The 18925-nt window shown below is 68.1% G+C and carries 14 protein-coding genes; 4 read left to right on the top strand and 10 right to left on the bottom strand.

What is annotated here, in order from left to right; translation table 11 throughout:
- Nucleotides 1-12: 12 nt before the first annotated feature.
- Nucleotides 13-1341, top strand: a complete 1329-nt coding sequence (locus tag RCH21_RS12810) for an ADP-ribosylglycohydrolase family protein (RefSeq protein WP_326964704.1) — start codon at nucleotides 13-15, stop codon at nucleotides 1339-1341.
- Between the two features lie 34 nt (nucleotides 1342-1375).
- Here the strand turns inward: RCH21_RS12810 and RCH21_RS12805 are convergent, their stop codons facing one another.
- Nucleotides 1376-2059, bottom strand: a complete 684-nt coding sequence (locus RCH21_RS12805; protein WP_326964703.1) for a DUF2306 domain-containing protein — start codon at nucleotides 2057-2059, stop codon at nucleotides 1376-1378.
- A 270-nt stretch (nucleotides 2060-2329) separates the two neighbouring features.
- On the opposite strand from RCH21_RS12805, the gene gdhA reads away from it, so the two are divergent.
- Nucleotides 2330-3670, top strand: a complete 1341-nt coding sequence (gdhA, locus tag RCH21_RS12800) for an NADP-specific glutamate dehydrogenase (protein WP_326964702.1) — start codon at nucleotides 2330-2332, stop codon at nucleotides 3668-3670.
- 114 nt (nucleotides 3671-3784) lie between these two features.
- Here the strand turns inward: gdhA and RCH21_RS12795 are convergent, their stop codons facing one another.
- Entirely contained in the window at nucleotides 3785-4372 is a 588-nt protein-coding gene (locus RCH21_RS12795; RefSeq protein ID WP_326964701.1) for a TetR/AcrR family transcriptional regulator, read from the bottom strand.
- A 112-nt stretch (nucleotides 4373-4484) separates the two neighbouring features.
- Here RCH21_RS12795 and RCH21_RS12790 point away from each other — a divergent pair, with 112 nt between their 5' ends.
- The gene (locus tag RCH21_RS12790) at nucleotides 4485-5738 is read left to right on the top strand and encodes an MFS transporter (RefSeq protein ID WP_326964700.1); all 1254 of its coding nucleotides are present in this window, start codon (nucleotides 4485-4487) and stop codon (nucleotides 5736-5738) included.
- Nucleotides 5739-8219, top strand: coding sequence for a beta-glucosidase family protein (locus tag RCH21_RS12785; RefSeq protein ID WP_326964699.1), 2481 nt, complete (start codon nucleotides 5739-5741; stop codon nucleotides 8217-8219).
- A gap of 103 nt (nucleotides 8220-8322) precedes the next feature.
- Here the strand turns inward: RCH21_RS12785 and RCH21_RS12780 are convergent, their stop codons facing one another.
- From RCH21_RS12780 to RCH21_RS12745, 8 genes are all read right to left on the bottom strand, one after another.
- Nucleotides 8323-10848, bottom strand: a complete 2526-nt coding sequence (locus tag RCH21_RS12780; RefSeq protein WP_326964698.1) for an AMP-binding protein — start codon at nucleotides 10846-10848, stop codon at nucleotides 8323-8325.
- Nucleotides 10845-11987 carry an ABC transporter ATP-binding protein gene (locus tag RCH21_RS12775; RefSeq protein WP_326964697.1) on the bottom strand — a complete coding sequence of 381 codons (1143 nt, stop codon included), beginning with the start codon at nucleotides 11985-11987 and terminating at the stop codon, nucleotides 10845-10847. The genes RCH21_RS12780 and RCH21_RS12775 overlap by 4 nt, the downstream gene beginning before the upstream one ends.
- The gene (locus RCH21_RS12770; protein ID WP_326964696.1) at nucleotides 11984-13684 is read right to left on the bottom strand and encodes an ABC transporter permease; all 1701 of its coding nucleotides are present in this window, start codon (nucleotides 13682-13684) and stop codon (nucleotides 11984-11986) included. The genes RCH21_RS12775 and RCH21_RS12770 overlap by 4 nt, the downstream gene beginning before the upstream one ends.
- Nucleotides 13681-14685: an extracellular solute-binding protein gene (locus RCH21_RS12765; protein ID WP_235830757.1), complete on the bottom strand. Its 1005-nt coding sequence runs from the start codon at nucleotides 14683-14685 to the stop codon at nucleotides 13681-13683. Before RCH21_RS12765 ends, RCH21_RS12770 begins: the two co-directional genes overlap by 4 nt.
- Nucleotides 14686-14849: 164 nt before the next feature.
- Nucleotides 14850-16010, bottom strand: coding sequence for a hypothetical protein (locus RCH21_RS12760; protein ID WP_326964695.1), 1161 nt, complete (start codon nucleotides 16008-16010; stop codon nucleotides 14850-14852).
- Between the two features lie 27 nt (nucleotides 16011-16037).
- The gene (locus RCH21_RS12755) at nucleotides 16038-16865 is read right to left on the bottom strand and encodes a nuclease-related domain-containing protein (protein ID WP_326964694.1); all 828 of its coding nucleotides are present in this window, start codon (nucleotides 16863-16865) and stop codon (nucleotides 16038-16040) included.
- Nucleotides 16866-17090: 225 nt separating this feature from the next.
- Nucleotides 17091-17954 (bottom strand): ABC transporter permease, encoded by an 864-nt coding sequence (locus RCH21_RS12750; RefSeq protein ID WP_235830756.1) that lies wholly within the window; start codon nucleotides 17952-17954, stop codon nucleotides 17091-17093.
- Complete coding sequence (locus RCH21_RS12745; protein WP_326964693.1) at nucleotides 17944-18891, bottom strand: ABC transporter ATP-binding protein; 948 nt, start codon at nucleotides 18889-18891, stop codon at nucleotides 17944-17946. The genes RCH21_RS12750 and RCH21_RS12745 overlap by 11 nt, the downstream gene beginning before the upstream one ends.
- Nucleotides 18892-18925: the final 34 nt, after the last annotated feature.

The raw sequence follows: 18925 nt of genomic DNA, 5'->3' as shown, positions 1-18925 counted from the left end.
GAAAGGCTTCCCATGTATGACCCGCTCAACGTCCACGACCTGGTCACGGACGAATTGCGACAACTCAGCGAGACCGGCTACGACGTCACATCGCTGTCCGCACGCCTGACCGATACCGACGCGCATGACCGGCAGGGACTGGAGAACCTCCTGGCGGAGCTTGCGAACCTTCCCCGGAGCGGCCGATGGGACTATGAGGAACCCGACGCGCTGCCCGACATCCTGGACAGCATGCCGGCCGGGCAACAGACACCCAGCACCCTCACCCCCGGCTCCGGACTGCACGACCGGATCCTGGGGGGCTGGCTGGGGAGGATCGCCGGCTGCAACCTGGGCAAGCCCATCGAGAACGGGGACTACTGGACGAGCGACAGGATCCGCTCCTACCTCGAACTGACCGGTTCCTACCCCTTGCGGGACTACGTCCCGGCGATGGACCCGATGCCTGACGGCTACCGCCTGGTGGAGAACTGGGTGAACACCACGCGCGGGCGGGTCGCAGGATCGGACCGGGACGACGACATCGACTACTCCATCCTCGCCCTGCACATGCTCGAACACCACGGGATGGACCTGACGGCGGCCGACGTCGCCGCGACGTGGCTGGCTCACGTGCCCTACCTGCGCGTCTTCACGGCCGAGCGCGCCGCGTACGTCAACCTCCTCACCAACGTGCCCATCGGGGCGGTCGGGAACACCCGCAACCCCTACCGCGAGTGGATCGGTGCCCTGATCCGTGGTGACGTCCACGGCTGGACGCAGCCCGGGCGTCCGCAGCGGGCGATCCTGACTGCGTACATGGATGCGACCCTTTCCCACCGGGCGAACGGGCTCTACGGCGAGATGTGGTCGGCGGCCCTGATGTCCTCTGCTGCAACGGCCACGACCGTCTCCGAAGCCTTCGAGCGATCACTGCACTACGTGCCGGTGCGTTCACGACTCGCCGAAGCCCTGCATCGGGTGCAGGACCTGCATCGCGGCGGGGTCACGTGGGAGGAAGGGCTCCGCTCGATCCAGCAACACTATGGGCACTACAGCTGGGTCCACACGGTGAACAATGCGGCGATCATCGCCGCCGGACTCCTCTGGGGTGACGGCGACTATTCCGCCACGGTGGGCCTCACCGTCCAGGGCGGGTGGGACACCGACTCGAACGGAGCTACAGCAGGCGCCGTCGTCGGCACCGTGCTGGGCGCCGCAGCACTGCCGGAACACTTCATCAAGCCCCTGCAGAACCGGACCCGGTCAGCAGTCTTCGGCTACGACAACTTCAGGATCTCCGACCTGGCCGACCGCACCGTCACGCTCGCTACAAGAGACACCTCTATCGCCACCGTCTGAAGGCAGCCTGCCGACGGTCACAGCTTCGAGGTTGTCATCCGGTCAGGACCGGAGTCCGGCGCAACCACCACTCGCCGAGGGCGACGTGCATCGTGAACGCCAGCCAGAACGCGACGCCGAACAAAGCCGTATCCGGCGTGGCCGGCGTCATTCCACCGGAGAGTGCCTGTTCGATTCCCTCGAAGATTCCCACCCAGATCCTGATGGTGCCGATGCCGATGCCGACGGCGAACGCGCGGATCATCCAGCGGCGGTGCTTCGGTACGTCATCACGCCGGATCGCCCGGAAGGCGAGCACGAGGGAGGTCAGGAACCAGCAGCCGAAGACCACCGTAGCGGCGGCCTCCGGTGCGCCTCCCCAGGCGTGCGGCACGCCGAAGAGGAGCGCGAACAGCCCGGCGACGAGCGCACAGGTCAGGAGTATCCGCCCGAGCCTTTTATGCACGTCGTAATGACGGGTGCGGAACCGCCGCGACAGTTGCAATGGCGCCCCGAGGAGGTAGATCACACCGGGCGCAATATGAAGGTAGGCCAGCCACGGGTGGGCGACGTACCGCACGGCGAAGTCGTCGTCAGGGCTGGTGCCCGCAAGGATGTTGGGCCAGTCGAGCGTCACGCGGATCGCCACGAAGACCAGCACGACGGTGACCAGCGCGCCGATCGCCATCGATGCACGACGGACGAGCCTCGGACTCGCCGTTGCCACTTTCTCCGTCACGAGCGGAGCTTGGCACGCCATAGCTCAGGGGTCAATGCCGACGGCGCGGGCAAGGGTGACCCGGACACCCGCGTGAAGGCTGCTGTCCGTCTCCGATGAACGAACGATCCCTGATGCAGAGCATTACCCTGCTGGTGCTGAAAAGGCACACCCTGAGTGGAGCGTGTCCAGGGTTGATTCTCCAACTGCGTTACCGCCACGATAGGCAGACCTGCGGACCGGCCGTTCCTCGTGCGGCAAAAGGCTTTATTTCCAAGATCGGAGATTCTGATGGATTCGGCTTTGTTCTCTGTACGCGATGAGGTGTTTCGGCGCAATCCGGGTGAGACGGAGTTTCACCAGGCCGTCGTCGAAGTGTTCGATTCACTGGGTCCGGTGCTGTTGAAACATCCCGAGTTCGTCGACGCCGCGGTGTTGGAGCGCCTGTGCGAACCCGAGCGGCAGATTATCTTCCGGGTTCCCTGGGTCGATGATGCCGGGACCGTGCAGATCAACCGGGGTTTCCGGGTGGAGTTCAATTCCGCGTTGGGGCCCTTCAAGGGCGGTCTGCGGTTCCATCCGTCCGTGTATCTGGGAATCGTGAAGTTCCTCGGCTTCGAACAGGTCTTCAAGAACGCGCTCACCGGAATGCCCATTGGCGGCGGCAAGGGCGGCTCGGATTTCGATCCCAAGGGTAAGTCCGACGCCGAGGTCATGCGGTTCTGCCAGGCCTTCATGACGGAGCTGTACCGCCACATCGGTGAATACACCGACGTCCCCGCCGGGGATATCGGTGTCGGAGGTAGGGAGATCGGGTACCTGTTCGGGCAGTACAAGAGAATCACGAACAGGTATGAATCCGGCGTCCTGACCGGCAAGGGCATCAGCTGGGGCGGGTCCCTGGTTCGCCCGGAAGCGACAGGGTACGGTGCGGTGCTGTTCGCCCGCGAGATGCTCCGAACACGAGGGCTCGGGTTCGAGGGACAACGGGTGATCGTGTCCGGTGCGGGCAATGTCGCTGTTCATGCCATCGCCAAGGCACAGCATTTCGGAGCGACAGTCGTGGCCTGTTCTGACTCCTCCGGTTATGTCGTGGACGAGGCAGGCATCGATGTGGAACTGCTGCGCGAGGTGAAGGAGCATGAGCGCGGACGGATCTCCGAGTACGCGGATCGACGGGGTGCAGGAGCCCATTTCGTAGCCGGTGGGTCGATCTGGGATGTGGGGGCAACGGTTGCACTGCCCTGTGCCACGCAGAATGAACTCGACGAAGCCGCCGCCGGATCCCTCGTCCGATCCGGTGTGCTTGCGGTCGCGGAAGGGGCAAACATGCCCTGCACCCCGGAAGCGGTGGAAGTACTCCAGCAGGCCGGTGTTCTCTTCGGGCCGGGTAAGGCCGCCAACGCCGGTGGAGTTGCAACCTCGGCCCTGGAGATGCAGCAGAACGCCAGTCGTGACTCCTGGTCCTTCGAGCACACCGAACAGCGCCTCACGGAAATCATGGTGGGCATCCATGACCGGTGTGCGGCGACGGCGGATGAATACGGAGTGCCGGGCAATTATGTCGCCGGCGCGAATATCAGCGGCTTCGTGAAGGTCGCGGACGCGATGCTCGCCCTCGGAGTCGTGTGAATCCTGGTGCCCGGGCCGACATGATGCGAGGCCGGTCAGGACATGCCAGGACCTGAGGCGCAGGACATCAGGACCGAAGTCATTGACGGCCTCGCCGGTCGGTGAGAAAAGGCCTCAGGACCTCGGCGCCTTCAGCAGCGCGATGATCTGCCGGAGCCCCTCCTGCATGCTCACGCCCTTGTCGTACAGCCACTGGATCTGGATCCCGTCGAAAATACCGATGAGCAGGCGTCCCGCCCACTCCGGGTCGATGTCGGCGCGGTATTCACCCGACCGCTGCCGTTCGACGACATCCCGCGCCATCTCCCGCACGAGCATCTCGTAACGCTCACGGAAGTACTGATGCGAAGCGTGCGACGCGTCGTGCGCCGTCGCTGATGCCACCGCGTAGAGCGACGTCAGCCCCGGCTGCCCCTCGTTACGCTCCGCCACCGCGGGGAGGTCATCCACGCTGAACAGGCTCTCACCCATGAGCTCCCGCGCCCGCTCGTCACGCTCGGCCAGGACGGCCTGCAGCAGTTCCTGCTTGCTGCTGAAGTAGTGGAACAGCGTCGCCTCCCGTACTCCGACGAGCTCCGCCACATGCTTGAGGGCCGCGCCCTCGAAGCCTTCCGTCGCGAACACATCGGTGGCCGTCTGAACGATCGTCCGACGTCGTTCTTCCCCTTTGGCGTAGGGCCCCCGTAATTTTCCGGTAGTCACATGCCCAGTCTAGGAGGAGCCCAGGTCCATTCATGGCTAAAACCTAGTACGACTCAGTTTTAGCGTGTACTCTCGATGCAATCCCAACGATGGGCCCTTACAAGGAGGCAACGTGGCCAACCTTCCAACCTTTGTCCAGGACGAACAGTCCACGCAACGCGCGAGCCGGGCATTCATGATCGGACTCCCGATCGCCAGCGCCGGCCTATGGATGGCGGTCCTCGCCCCCGCACTCGTGGTCCTGGCCATCAAGATCGCAGAACTCACCACCCCTGACACCCGGGCCGCCGCCTACAGCCTGGTGGCCGGCGTCGGCGCCCTCATCGCACTGCTGGCCAACCCGGTCTTCGGCCGCCTCAGCGACCGCACCACCTCACGGTTCGGCATGCGGAAGCCCTGGATCATCGGCGGGTCCCTCCTCGGACTCGTAGGCCTGTTCATCCTCGGTTCGGCGACCGGTGTCCCGGGCGTCCTGATCGGCTGGATCATCGCCCAGCTCTCCTTCAACGCCGCTCTCGCTGCCCTCGTCGCCGCTCTCCCGGACCAGGCTGCGCCCGACCAGCGCGGCAAGCTCTCCGGACTGGTTGGCATGACGCTACCCATCGGCCTCGTCGCAGCGGCCTTCTTCGCCCAGCTGTTCGACACCGCCTTCCTGATGGCCGTCGTCCCCGGCGCCGTCGGCGTCGCGATCGCCCTGGCCTTCGCCTTCACCTTCAAGGACCGCGTGCTGGCCGAGAAGCCGAAGGATCGCTACACGATCAAGGACTTCCTCGGATCGTTCTACTTCAACCCGGTCGAGCACCCCGGTCTCGGTTGGGCCTGGTTCACCAAGTTCCTGGTGTACGTGGCGTACTGCTGTGGGCTGTTGTACATGCCCTACTTCCTCGGTGACCACCTCGGCGTCGCGCAGGAGAACATCGCCACCCTGGTCTTCCAGCTGACCCTCGTCAGCGCGGCCGGCACCGTGGCAACCAGCTTCCTCGGTGGCTGGATCAGCGACCGCATCGGGCGCCGCAAAAATCTCGTGATCCTCTCCGCCGTCGTCATCATGGCCGGGCTCATCATCATCGCCACCAGCAGCGACTTCAGCCAGGTCCTCCTCGGCCAGGCCATCGCCGGCATCGGCCTCGGCTGCTTCACAGCGGTCGACGTCGCGCTCATCACCGACCTGCTGCCCGCCGACCAGTCCGAGAACGCCAAGACCTTCGGCGTCTTCAACATCGCCCAGGCTTTGCCGCAATCCCTCGTGCCCGCCATCGCCGCGCCGGTCATCGCCCTCGCGGGCTACCCCGGCCTGTTCCTCGGAGGAGCGGTGGTCGGCCTCATCGGCGCCGCGCTCGTCACCCGCATCAAAGGAGTTCAGTAAATGACCATCACAGCAAGCTCTCCCTCCGCCGTCGCCGTCGACCCCCGCATCCGCGAGCTCGCCGAAAGCCTGACTCTCGAGCAGCAGGTGAGCCTGCTGACCGGCGCCGATGTGTGGAGCACCGTCGAGATCCCCGAGATCGGCCTCCGCCGCATCGTCCTGAGCGACGGTCCTGCCGGTGTGCGCGGCGAGGATTTCGACGAACGCCACGACTCCATCAGCCTGCCGTCGTCGTCCTCCCTGTCCGCCGCCTGGTCCGTCGACCTCGCGCGCCGCTACGGCCAGGTGCTCGGGCAGGAAGCGCATCGGAAGGGCGTCCACGTGGTGCTCGGCCCCACCATCAACCTGCACCGCTCACCGCTCGGCGGCCGCCACTTCGAATGCATGAGCGAGGATCCGGTCCTCACCGCGCAGCTCGCCGCGGGGTACGTCACCGGCGTGCAGTCCATGGGCATCGGTGCCACCCCGAAGCACTTCATCGCCAACGACGCCGAGACGGACCGCTTCACGGCCGACTCCGTGGTCGCCGAGCGCCCCCTGCGCGAGCTGTACCTCGCGGCGTTCGAGCAGGCCGTCACCGAGGCGAAGGCCTGGCTCGTCATGAGCTCCTACAACTCGATCAACGGCACGACGGCGAGCGAGAACGAACTCCTCGAGACGCCGCTGTCCACCGAGTGGGGCTTCGACGGCGTCGTCGTCTCCGACTGGACGGGCGTCCGCTCCGTCGAGGCGGCGAAGGCCCACCAGGACCTCGAGATGCCGGGTCCCGTAGGCGCCTGGGGACCGAAGCTCGCCGCCGCCGTCGAAGCGGGCGACGTCTCCCGTGAAGCCATCCTCGAGAAGGTCACCCGCATCCTCCGCCTCGCCGCGAGAGTGGGCGTCCTCGACGGCTTCGAGCCGGCAGTCACGGACAGGCCCGCCGACATCGACGGACGCGCTTTCGCCCGCGAGGCCGCCATTTGCGGCTCCGTGCTCGTGCGGAATGAAGGTAACGTGCTTCCCCTCGACGCATCGTCCCTCGAGCGCGTCGCCGTCATCGGGCACAACGCCTCCGAAGCCCGCACGCAGGGCGGCGGCAGCGCCACAGTCATGCCGCTGCGGATCGTCTCGCCGCTCGAGGGCCTGCGGGAGGCACTGCCCGACGACGTCGACGTCACCTACTCGCGCGGTGCGAAGGTAGCGGACGGGCTGCAGGAATTCCCCCGCGCCTCGCTCTCCAACCCGGTATCCGGCGTACCCGGACTCCGCGTCTCCTTCTTCGACGCCACCGGCGCCGAGCTCTCCGGCGAGGACCGCCTCGCCTCGCACCTCATCTGGTTCGGTGTGGGCATCCCGGAGGGCACCTCGCGCATCCGCATCCAGACCGAGTGGACCGCTCCCGACGACGGCGTGCACCACCTCGGCGTCGGCACCGTGGGACAGGTCAGCCTGGTGCTCGACGGGAATCTCGTGTTCGACGGGGAGCTCGTCGACGAGCACGACGTCCTCGGTGCAGCGCTGTTCTCCCCGCCGCAGAAGACGTTCCCCGTTTCCGCGACCGCGGGTCAGCGCATCCCCGTGGAAGCGATCTTCACGCTCCCCGCGAGCCAGGTCATCCCGTTCTCCGCCATCCTCCTCGGCGAGGAAGCCGTCGTGGAGGACGCGGACGCCGAGATCGCCGCAGCCGTCGAGGCCGCGCGGGAAGCCGACGTCGCTGTCGTCGTCGTGGGTACCAGTGCCGCAATCGAGTCCGAGGGCTTCGACCGGAAGGACCTGAACCTGCCCGGGCACCAGGACCGCCTCGTCGCCGCGGTCGCGGCCGTGAACCCGCGCACCGTCGTCGTCGTGAACTCCGGTTCACCCGTCCTGATGCCGTGGCGCGATGACGTCGACGCCATCCTGCTGGGATGGTTCGGCGGCCAGGAATTCGGAGCGGCGATCGCCGACGTACTGCTGGGAGCAGAGGAGCCGGGTGGACGCCTGCCGACCTCATGGCCGGCAGCACTCGAGGACGTCCCCGTGCTGAACACGACCCCGGTGGACGGGAAGGTGCACTACGAGGAGGGCATCCACATCGGCTACCGCGCGTGGCTGAGGCAGGCGGCAGCCGGGGGCGCGACCCCGGCCTACCCCTTCGGCTTCGGCCTCGGGTACACCACCTTCGAGCTGGGCACGGCTTTGGCGGACGCATCCGTTGCCGCGGGGGAGGGCCTCACCGTGCGCGTCCCCGTGACGAATGCCGGCTCCCGGTCCGGCCGCGAGGTGGTGCAGGTGTACGTTGCCCGCACAGACTCCGCCGTGGAACGGCCCGTGCGGTGGCTGGCCGGTTTCGGCTCGGTGACACTCGAGCCGGGTGCAACCGGCACCGTCGACATCAGTGTCCCCGCCCGCGCCTTCGCGCACTACGAGGACGGCTGGCAGTACGAGGCCGGGCAGTTCCAGGTGCTCGTCGGACGCCACGCGGAGGACGACTTCCAGGAGCTCACGGTAGAGGTCAGCTAGCCCGCTAGCAGGACGAGGAAGGCCCCCGACACGTCGTCGGGGGCCTTCCTTGCGTCGGGGTGAGTCCGCTCCAACTCGCGCAGTTTCGCCCTGACGGGCTATCTCAGGCGTCGACGGGCTCCGGTACGACCGCTTCCCTACGCCGCCTCCAGCGCGCGAACGCGATGGGGAGCCACCGGCACAGGGCCCAGTAACCCACCCCGACGGGCAGGCACCCGACCACCGCGAGAACCGGACTGATGGGAAGCAGGACGGGGTAGACGAGCCAATGGGTGAGGTAGATATACAGGGACGCTGCCGCCAGCCACCCCGTGACGCGGCGCAGGACCGAGGGAACGGGGAGCGCCGGCACCCAGGTGATCAGCAGGAGTCCCACCACGATGGTCGCCTCGCGGAGCGTATGGTCGAAGAAGCCCGGCACGGTCAGTACGGCGAGGGCCGATACCAGCAGGCGCCCAACGGTGCCGTCCGCCCTCGCCACGGCCCATCCCAGGGCGAAGAGCCAGAATACGGGGAGTGGTTTCGGCAGACCGGGATCGACGATGTCGTACCGGCTGAGCAGTGTGATGGCCACGAGGCCCAGGGCGAAGGCGAAGGGTGCGCGACGCTCGAGGCGGTCCAGCCAGGGAACGGCCAGTAGCGCAGTGACGGCAATGAGAACGTAGACGAGCATTTCCACGAACCAGAAATGCCACTCACTCGTGACCTCCTGGGGGCCCACCATGCCGTTGAGCAGGAAGATGTTGGCAATGCTGTAGTCGTCGGTGAGGAGATAGGCCACGGCGATGAAAGCGACCGACGGAACAACGATCTTCGTGAGGCTCCTCGCATGCCGCCGCAGCCGCTCGGACCGGGTCCCGGTGAGTTGGAACCGCGCGAAGTTGAAGCCGGCGACGACGAACAGCAGGTGCGCGGTGTGGAAGGTGAAGAGCTCGACGTGGGCCGCCACGATGCAGATGGTCGCTACCGCCCGCAGCACGATCGACGGCTCGAGGAAGGACACGAGCCGTCGATGCCGTGGCTTCCCACGGCGCGACAGTTCACCTACCGTTCGGAGATGCCAGCCGCTGGGAAGCCGGCCCAGGGCCGCCTCCAGCCTGACGGACAGGGCCACGTAGGAGAGCGAATCGCCGTCGAGCGTGACGAACGTGTCCGAGGCTTTCACGTCGGGGCGATCCAGGCACTCGGCGAAGATGCGCGGCACGTCGGCGGGACCTTCCCGAGCGGGACCGTGATCGGCGGGGTCGGCGGGCCTCGGGGCAGCCAGGCCGCGGACGGCCGGGTAGTCGATCTTGCCCGTGGACAACCGGGGCAGGCGCTCGACAGCGTGCAGCCGGACGGAGGCCCGGGGCAGGCCGAGATCGGAAACGAGGACCTTCGTCAGGAGAGCGGTGTCGTGCTCGCCCTCGACCGCGATGACCAGACCGTCGTCGTCGGACCCGGTGGCGGCAGCGGCGACACCCATGCCGGAGAGGATTTGTTCGACCTGCCCGAGGTCTACCCGCAGTCCGGCGATCTTGACGAAACGGCTCTTGCGGCCCACGACCTCGTAGAGGCCGTTCGCGTTCCGGCGGGCGAGGTCGCCGGTGCGGAGCTCGTCGATCGTGCGCCCGAGCGCGAGGTCCTCGAGGCTCTCGGCGTAGCCCAGCATCACGTTCGGTCCGGTGTAGACCAGCTCCCCGTGGGGAAGGCCGTCCACGGGGTCGATCCGGAACGAGCCGCAGGGTACCGGGACGCCGATGGTGCCCGGATACTCGGCCGCCAGGTCCGGCGGCAGATAGGCCATGCGCGCGGTGGCTTCCGTGGCCCCGTACATGACGAACAGGTCCCAACCGCGGCGCTGCCCCGTCTCCGCCCAGGACCTGACCTTCTCGGGCGCGAGCCGCCCACCAGCCTGGGTGACGTAGCGCAGGTTCGGCAGGTCCATCTCCGCGAACCCCACGCGGTCGAGCAGGTCGAAGCTGTAGGGGACGGCGGCGAAGGAGGTGGCGCTGCGCTCGCGGAATACCTCCCAAAAACAGGGGTCGACGACGGACAGGTCCGTGAGCACGAGGCCGGCTCCCTGCATCAGGTGACTGTTGATGACCGAGAGGCCGTAGCAGTAGCTGAAGGGCAGCGTGGTGGCGGCTCGGTCATCGGGGCCGATGCCCAGGTACTGCGCGATGGACCGGGCGTTCTCCTCGAGGTTCCTTCGGGACAGCCGCACCAGTTTCGGTGAGCCGGTGGAGCCGGACGTGCTCAGCAGCAGTGCGAGGTCGGGATGGAGCTCGTGGCGTGTGCCGGGCCACCGCTCGTCGAGGTGGAGGGAGCCGTCGACGGTCTCCATCACCACGTCGGGCTCGTAGGCGGCGACGAGGGAGTCCACTGCGGCGGGCTTGTCCGCCGGCACCAGCAGCAGCGGATGCCCGGCCGAGATCGCGGCGAGGTAGGCCACGAGGGTCTCGACGTCATTGCGTGCGGCGAGCAGCACGAGACGCCGCTCCGCGCCGAGGCGCACCACGACGTCATCGACCCGCGCCGCGAGCTCGCGGTACGAGAGCACGCCGCCGGCGGTGAGGATCGCGGGCCGGTCCCCGTAGCGGATAAGGTCGGTGAACGTCGCCTCGGAGAGATCGGGGTCCAGGCTCACGGGGTCACCGGCCTCGGAGCATTGCGGGGCGGCGTGGTGACGGCCCGGTCGCCGACGAGGAGCGTGGGGTGGGTGCCGGCGGCGACGGTCACCGTGACCGGCGTGCCGACGGGGTAGCGCACGTCGTGGGGCTGCCAGGACCGCAGCGTCCGCCCCGAGGCGAGCGTCACGTGGTGCAGGACGAACGCGCCGTGGTACTCCAGGGCCGAGACGCGGGCCGTGGCGTGGGTGGCCGGGGTCAGCGCCACCTCGTGGGGACGGAGGACGACGTCGACGTCCACATCGCTGTCCGCCCAGCCCGGGACCGTGGAGACGACGCCGATCTCGCACGTCAGCAGTGCGCGGTGCACATGCGCGGGCAGGAAGTCGGCGTCGCCCATGAACGAGGCGACGAAGCGCGTGGCGGGCTGCTCGAAGACCTTTTCGGGGATATCGGCCTGTTCGATCACGCCGTCGTGCATGACGACCACGCGGGTCCCGACCGACAGCGCCTCGGTCTGGTCATGCGTGACGAGAACGCCGGTGGTGCCGGTCTCGCGCAGGGTCGCCACGGTGTCGCGGCGCACCTGGCCGCGCAGGGACTCGTCGAGGCTGGAGAACGGCTCGTCGAGGAGGACGACGGCGGGGCGCGGCGCCAGCGCGCGGGCGAGGGCCACGCGCTGCTGCTCGCCGCCGGAGAGCTCGTGCGGGTAGCGCTCCGCGAGGTGGGCCAGCTGGACGAGGTCCAGGAGGTCACCGACGCGCTTCCGGCGTTCGCTGCGTGGCAGCCGGTCGAGCCCGAACTCCACGTTCCGGGCGACGTTCAGGTGGGGGAAGAGCGCGTGGTCCTGGAACACGAGCCCCACGCGGCGGTTCTCCGGGTTCACGAAGCGTGTCCGGTCCGCGACGACGTCCCCGGCGACGGTGATCCGCCCGGCGTCGGGCCGTTCCAGGCCCGCGACGAGCCGCAGGGTCGTCGACTTGCCGCACCCGGAGGGGCCGATCAGCGTCACGAGCTCACCGGCGGGGATGGCGAGCTCGAGCGACTCGACGCCGCGGGCGGAGCCGTAGCCCTTCGTCACCCCCTCGAGGGTGAGCGCGGGCGGGGCGCAGGCCGTGGCGGAGCCGGTGGGCGGCGCGCCCTCCATCTGTGCCGTCACTGTCCTGCCTTTCCGGAAGAGCTCCTGTGTACTTCGCGCCGCCGGGTCTGGCGGACGAGTACGAAGACGGGGATGATGGCGACTGCCACGATGACCAGGGCCGGGAGGGACGCCTTCTCCCAGAAGTTCTCCCGCGCGAGTTCGTACACCCAGACCGACGCCGTGGTGAAGCCGAAGGGCCGCAGGAGCAGCACGATCGGCAGTTCCTTCACGGCGTCGATCACGACCAGCATGAGGGCGACGGCGACGCCGGGGCGCGCGAGCGGGAGATGGACCCGGCCGAGGATGCGCCGGGGTCCGGCTCCGAGGCTGAGCGCGGAGGACGTGACGGTCGGGGCGATCTTCTCGAGGCTCGCGCTGACCGACTGGTAGGCCGGGGCGAGGAACCGGATCACGTAGGCGTAGAGGATGCCTGCCACGGACCCGGTAATGATCAGCCCGGTACCCCCACGGACCCCGACGCTCTCCAGTGCCGTGTCGAGTGATGCGAAGGACAGCAGGACCCCGATGCCGATCACGGCGCCGGGCACTGCGTACCCGAACGTCGTCAGCTGGGCTGCGAAGGAGACGACACGGCCCCCGCCCATGCGGATGGCGTGGCCGACGCCCAGCGAGACGGCGACGCACGCGACGGCGGTGATCGCCGCCACCAGCAGGCTGTTGGCCAGGTACTCGGCGAAGCGGGGATCTGCGAGGAAGGAGGAATCCGTTACGATCTGTCCGACCGCCCAGATCAGCAGTTGCGCGACGGGGATGAGGAACCCGGCGGACAGCGCCGCCACGCAGAGGGCCGTCGCGGACCAGGCGCGTGCCCCCCGCAGCTGTTCCGGCTGGAACCCCTGGCGGTTCCCGCCCTGTTGGTGGTAGCGCGCCCGGCCGCGCAGGGCCCGCTCGGCGGCCAGCACGGCCACGGCGAACAGCAGGACGAGGACGGCGAGCTGGGTCGCGGCGTGGAAGTCGAAGGTGCCCTTCCAGACGAGGTAGACGCCTACCGAGACGGTCTGCACGTTGAAGTACTGGACGGTGGCGAAGTCGGTGAGCGTCTCCATCATGACGAGGGCCAGTCCTGCGGCGAGGGACGGCCGGGCGAGCGGCAGCACCACGCGACGGAGGGCCTGTCCGCGGTTGGCGCCCAGGGTGCGGGCGGCGTCGTACGTCCCGGAGGACTGCTCGATCAGCGCCGAGCGCGCCATGAGGTAGACGTACGGGTACAGGGACAACGTCATCACGAGGATCGCGGCGGGCAGCGACCGGACCTCTGGCACCCACACGTCCGTGCCGAGGACGGTCCGCAGGAGGGACTGGACGGGCCCGGCGACGTCGAAGACGGACAGGAAGATGAACCCGAGGACGTATGCCGGCATTGCCAGTGGCAGGACGAGTAGCCACACCAGCAGGTTCCGCAGCGGGAACCGGTAGGCGGTCACGAGCCAGGCCAGGCCTCCGCCGACGAGGAGTGACCCGGCGCCGACTCCCAACATCAGGGCGAGGGTGGTGAGGATCATGGGCACCAGGTCCCGTGGCGGGGTGGTGCTGCCGAGGCTGCCCAGCCCGTCGACGATGACCGCGAGGACGGGGGTGGCGACGACGACGGCGACGGCGACGACCAGCGTGGACCAGGCGGGGCGGCCGACGCCGTACGTCCGGTAGCGCCGGCGGGGAGGTCGCGGCTCGGCGAGTGTCGCCGTGTCCGTCACTTGTATCCGGCCTCGGCGAGCAGGTCGACGGCGTCGGCGTTGAGCGTCCCGTAGGCCTCGGCGTTGAGCGGCATGCGCTTGAAGTCGCCGAAGGCGGCGATGACCGGTTCCGGCTCGACTGCGGGGTTGACCGGGTACTCGTGGTTGGCGTCGACGAACGCGTTCTGCCCGTCGGTGGCCAGCCACTCGATGAGCTCCAGTGCGTCCTCCGGGTTGTCCGCCCCCTGCACGACGCCGGCGCCCGAGATGTTCACGTGCGTTCCCGCGCCCTCCTGGCTTGCCCAGAACAGGTCGACGTTGAGCTCGGGCTTCTCCGCGAGGGTGCGGGCGAGGTAGTAGTGGTTGTTGATGCCGACGTCGCACGTCCCGGCATCGATGGCTTCCAGCAGCAGGACGTCGTTGCTCATGATGGCCACATCATTGGCCACCCACCCCTGGACGATCTCCAGGGCACGGTCCCGGCCGTGGAGTTCGATCAGACTCGCCACGAGCGACTGCGTGTAGGCGGACGTCGCGTCGCGCATGCACAGACGGCCCTTCCACTGCGGGTCCGCGAGTCCTGCATAGGTGTCGGTGGCGTTGAACTCGGCCGGGTCCACGGCTTCGGGGTTATAGGTGATGGTGCGGGCACGCAGGGCGAGTCCGTACCAGCGGCCCTCCGTGTCGCGAAGGTCGTCGGGCACGGCCTCATCGAGCACGGCCGAGCTGGTCGCGGCCAGTTCGTCCTGGCGTGCGCCGTTCCAGAGGTTCCCCGCGTCCACGGTCATGAAAACGTCCGCCGGAGTGTCCTCGCCCTCGGCTTTCAGCCGCTCGAGAAGTTCGGCGTCGTCGCCGCTGATGAACTCGACGGTAATGCCTGTCTCGTCGGTGAACTGCCCGAAAGCGCCCTCGAGATCGTAGTGTCGGGCCGAATAGATCTGGAGATCCGCGGACTGGCCACCGATGGCACTGCAGCCCGTGAGTATCGACGTCAGAGCGGTCAGGCCGACGAGGGTGGTCATGAGTGGGCGAGGGTGCATCCGAAACTCTTCTCAGGCGGTGGCGGGCAGTCCCGCGAAAGCGCGGTAGTCGAAAGAAAGGCAAGGTAAGCCTAACTTAAGACCTGTCGCAGCCGGACATCGAAAAGTCCCTCCGGCCGTCCTGGCAGAGTCGGTCCCTGCAGCTGCTACCGCTGGCCGGCCGTCCTGACCAGCCTCACGACGGAGGGATGGGTCGCGTCGGGCTCGGCAGGGATTCCAGCAGCCTCGGCCTGCGTCAGGCACCACTTCTTGAGGCCGCCGGGAGTGAGGCTCGCGAGTTTCACGCTCCCCTCGAGGCGCTGTCCCACGAGTGCGCCGAACTCGCCGACATGCACCCCGCTCTTTCGCAACTGGCCGTCCTGCAGCGCGGCGAGGAAGGCGACGCGGACGTGATCTGAGCCTGCTCTCGCCGACGGTACATGTTTCATCACGTGGTGCTGGAGGTGGCCGGCGACGGGCGGCGATTTCTTGGCTTGTGCGGCCAGCGCTTTCTTGGCGGGTGTGCCCGGAACCGGAACCGGAACCGGAACCTGAGCCGGAGCCGGAACCGGAGCCGGAACCGGAGCCGGAGCCGGAGCATCGACGAGGGACGCCAGTTCCAGGTGGAGCGCCGCCAGTTCGCGATGGATGGCAGCGACTCGGGTACGCGGGGCGGCTGCCGCGGGTTCGGGGAGTGCCGGGGGTCCTACGGCTACCGGAGGATCGAGCTTCCTCCGCACCGCGGTGCCGACCGAGCACCGGAACAGTTCGGCCAGTGCATCAGCCAGGGCGACCTGGGCGATGCCGCTGACCACCACCAGCGGAGCAGTGACGGCTCGGCGTTCGACCGTCCGCGCCAGTTCGTCGAGGGTCGCGTGCACGGTCCCGTAGCGGAGCCGCTCCTGCCGTGTCGCCTCCGTGACCTGCGGACAGTAGACGCTCTGGTAGACGTTGATGGCATGCTGGTCCACCGCGGGGAGATGCTTCCCGACGACGCTGAGCCTCAGCGCACGACGGACGGCATCGAGCTGCCGCGCTACCTGTTCCAGCGGGTTCGCGACGCTCGCACCGTTGGCGAGGCCCCATGGCTCCCCGACGTCCCTCACCTGGCTCACCTGCGCGGGGAACCGCTTCCACTCGCTGAGGATGAAGGTGCCGTTCAGGGAGTTGTAGAACAGCCAGTCGACCTCCTGCACGCGAACGGGCGGCGCATCGACCCGGCAGTTGCTGAAGGCCCAGATGTGGTGGCCGAGCAGCTGGTGGAGGCGCGTTACGTCGGTAGGGTCTGCTGTGTGCGCGGCCGTGTTCTTCGACGGGAAGTGAAGCAAGTGATCCGTGCTTTCTGGAGGTGGTGCTCAGAAGGGCGGCAGGACGCCGACCACCGAAGCGATGACGCTCACGGGTACCGCGAGCAGCCAGCCGATCCGCCGTCGTCGGGCCTGTTCCACCAGCTTGTGCAGGGCCTCGAACGGTTCGATGACGTCGGCCGCGTCACGAAGCACCGGGGGCGTGCGCCGCCAGGTCGAGGGCTGTGCGGCGGCCGCCGACAGGAGGGCGACCTGCTCACCCGTGTAGATCACCGGCCGGCGCGTGATCCAGCGCAGGAGCTGTGGTGACGTGAGGACGGTCACGGCGCGGTGCTTCTCCTTGACCGTCACCTGCCGGGCGCCCACGACGACGATGGCCGCCTCAGCGACGACCTGATGCCGGACCGCGGCGGACAGCAGTTTCCCCGCTCGTGCGGCTTCATGCTCGGAGTTGCGGACGTAGGGGTATCTCGTTCCCGCGACCATGAACGTGCCCTTGGCCGTCCAGATCCTCTGGTCGACATGCCGCTTGGTATTGAGCGTGAAGATGCCCGTGGGTCCGATGACAACGTGGTCGATGTCGGACGACTTCTCGCCGACCGGAACGGCGTGGAGGACGGCCCACTCCGGCCCGAGCGTCGCGAGGACCCGACCCACTGCGCGCTCGCCGAGGGCGCCCCAGTACCAGGGCTTGCTGTCATTGCTGAGCGGGTGGACGCCGAGGACTCGTGCCAGCCGACCCCGGGGACGGCGGGTGCTGTGCGCCTCGAGGAGTTCCTCCATGACCGCCTGGCCGGGGGCGCGCCGCCTCAGCAGGCCGAGTGTTGCCGGCTCCGCGTAGGAGCTAGAGGCATCGATCGGCGCGGCAGCGCTCACGCTGCAGTCCTCGAAGGCATATTGGTCCCCATCCAGCAGCTCCCTGTGCAGAAGTACCCTGGCAGGCTGAGCCCCGCCCCGGGTACCACGAATCTATCGCCAGGACTGCAGGAAAGCGCCTGCCTCGGGCGGACGGCGCGGCAGGATTGGGGCAGTATTTCCGCAGCAGTTCTACCCTTCGACCGACCGGAGGACGGCACCACGCACCGCTGGTAGGTCCGGGGGCTAGCTCAGGATGTCCTTCGTGCTGAAGCGGCCGTATGCCAGGGTGCCGAAGACGGCGATGTAGCCGAGCTGCAGCAGGGCGTTGTCCGCGAACGAGTTCCAGACGATCGGCTCCCGCAGCAGGTCCGCGAAGCCCAGCCAGTAGTTGGTGAACAGCCACGGGTGCAGCCACTCGAGCTGGGGGAGGGCGCCCAGGATCTGGGCGACGGCGGCCAGCGCAGCCGTCGCCGCCATGGCGCCGACGGGGATGGTCGTCAGGGTCGAGATGAAGAGTCCGATGGCGCTGAGTCCCATGAGCGAGACCGTCACGTAGAGCGCGAGCAGCAGCAACCGCACGAAGTAGCCGGGTATCCCGACGGTGTCCCCGGACAGGAGTGTCACCGGCCCTACCGGGAACAGGAGGGCACCGATGATGGCACCCGTGACCACGACGGTCAGGGTTGCCACGAAGCAGAACAGTGCAGCGCCCGCGTACTTCACGAGGAGCAACCTGACCCGTCCGGCCGGGGCGACGAGGAGGTAGCGGAGCGTGCCGAGATTCGCCTCGCCCGCGATCGTGTCACCCGCGACGACGCCGATGGTCAGTGGCAGGAACAGTGGAATGGCAACGGTCAGCGCCGTCAGCGACACGAACAGGCCGTTCTGCGTGATGCTGTTGAGGAACGCCGGGCCACGTCCGCTGGCTGAGCCGTCGGAGGAGACACGGACGACGACGGCGATCAGGATGGGGATCAGCGCCAGGGCCCCGATCATCGCCCAGGTGCGCAGGCGCCGGAACAGGACCGTGATCTCCGAGACCAGGAGCGTGAGCCCGAGGCCGCCTCCGGCTCGCGATGGACTGGCTACTGCGGATTCAGCCGGCAACGTCGAACCCCTCTCCGGTCAGTGCGACAAAACGGTCCTCGAGTGATGCGCCGCTTGCTTCGAAACCCCGGACCCGGACGTCGGCTCGGACGAGGGCGGCGTTGACGGACTCCGGCAGTAAACCCTGTACCGAGAGCTCGGCCGTGATGACGTCGTCGCGCCCGTGCAGTTCCGGTGTGAGCCCGAGGCCGCTGAGGACGCGATGGGCATCGGCGAAGTCGGGGGTGGTGACGCGGACGCGGGCGGTGCCGCCGGACCGGAGCTCATCGAGGGTGCCCTGTGCCACGAGGCGTCCGGCGCTCATGACCGCGATCATGCTGCACATCTGCTCCACCTCGGCGAGGAGGTGACTGGAGACGAAGATGGTGGTGCCGTCGTCGGACAGGGATTTGATGAGATGACGGACCTCGCGCGTGCCCTGTGGATCGAGGCCGTTGGTGGGCTCGTCGAGGATCAGCAGGTCCCTCGGTGCGAGGAGCGCGTTGGCGATCCCGAGGCGCTGCTTCATGCCGAGGGAGTAGGCATGGGCGCGCTTCGTGGCTGCGTGGCTGAGGCCCACGCGCTCGAGGGCGGCGTCGACGCGGGCATTCCTGGTGGCGGGGGACGTGTGGCGGTCCGCGGCATCGAAACGCTGGAGGTTCGCCCGCCCGGAGAGGAACGGGTAGATGGCGGGGCCTTCGACGAGTGCGCCTACCCTCGGCAACACCGTTCGGGCATCCTTCGGCATTCCGCCGTCCAGCAGGCGGATCTCACCGCTTGACGCCGCGGCCAGGCCGAGGAGCATGCGGATGGTGGTTGTCTTCCCCGACCCGTTGGGGCCGAGGAACCCGAACACCGTGCCGCGGGGTACGGCCAGATCGACGTCGTCGACGGCTTTCTGTCTGCCGAAGGCCTTCGTCAGGCCGTGCGTCTCGATCGCGAAGTCGCCGGCGCTCACCCGCGGGCCCGCACGAAGGGTGCGGACCGCGCCG

It is taken from the genome of Arthrobacter sp. PL16 (genome assembly GCF_035985055.1).
In the GTDB taxonomy this organism is placed as follows: domain Bacteria; phylum Actinomycetota; class Actinomycetes; order Actinomycetales; family Micrococcaceae; genus Arthrobacter_D; species Arthrobacter_D cheniae.
Note: the sequence above shows the minus strand (reverse complement) of the source record. Positions and strands in the feature narration are given on the sequence as shown.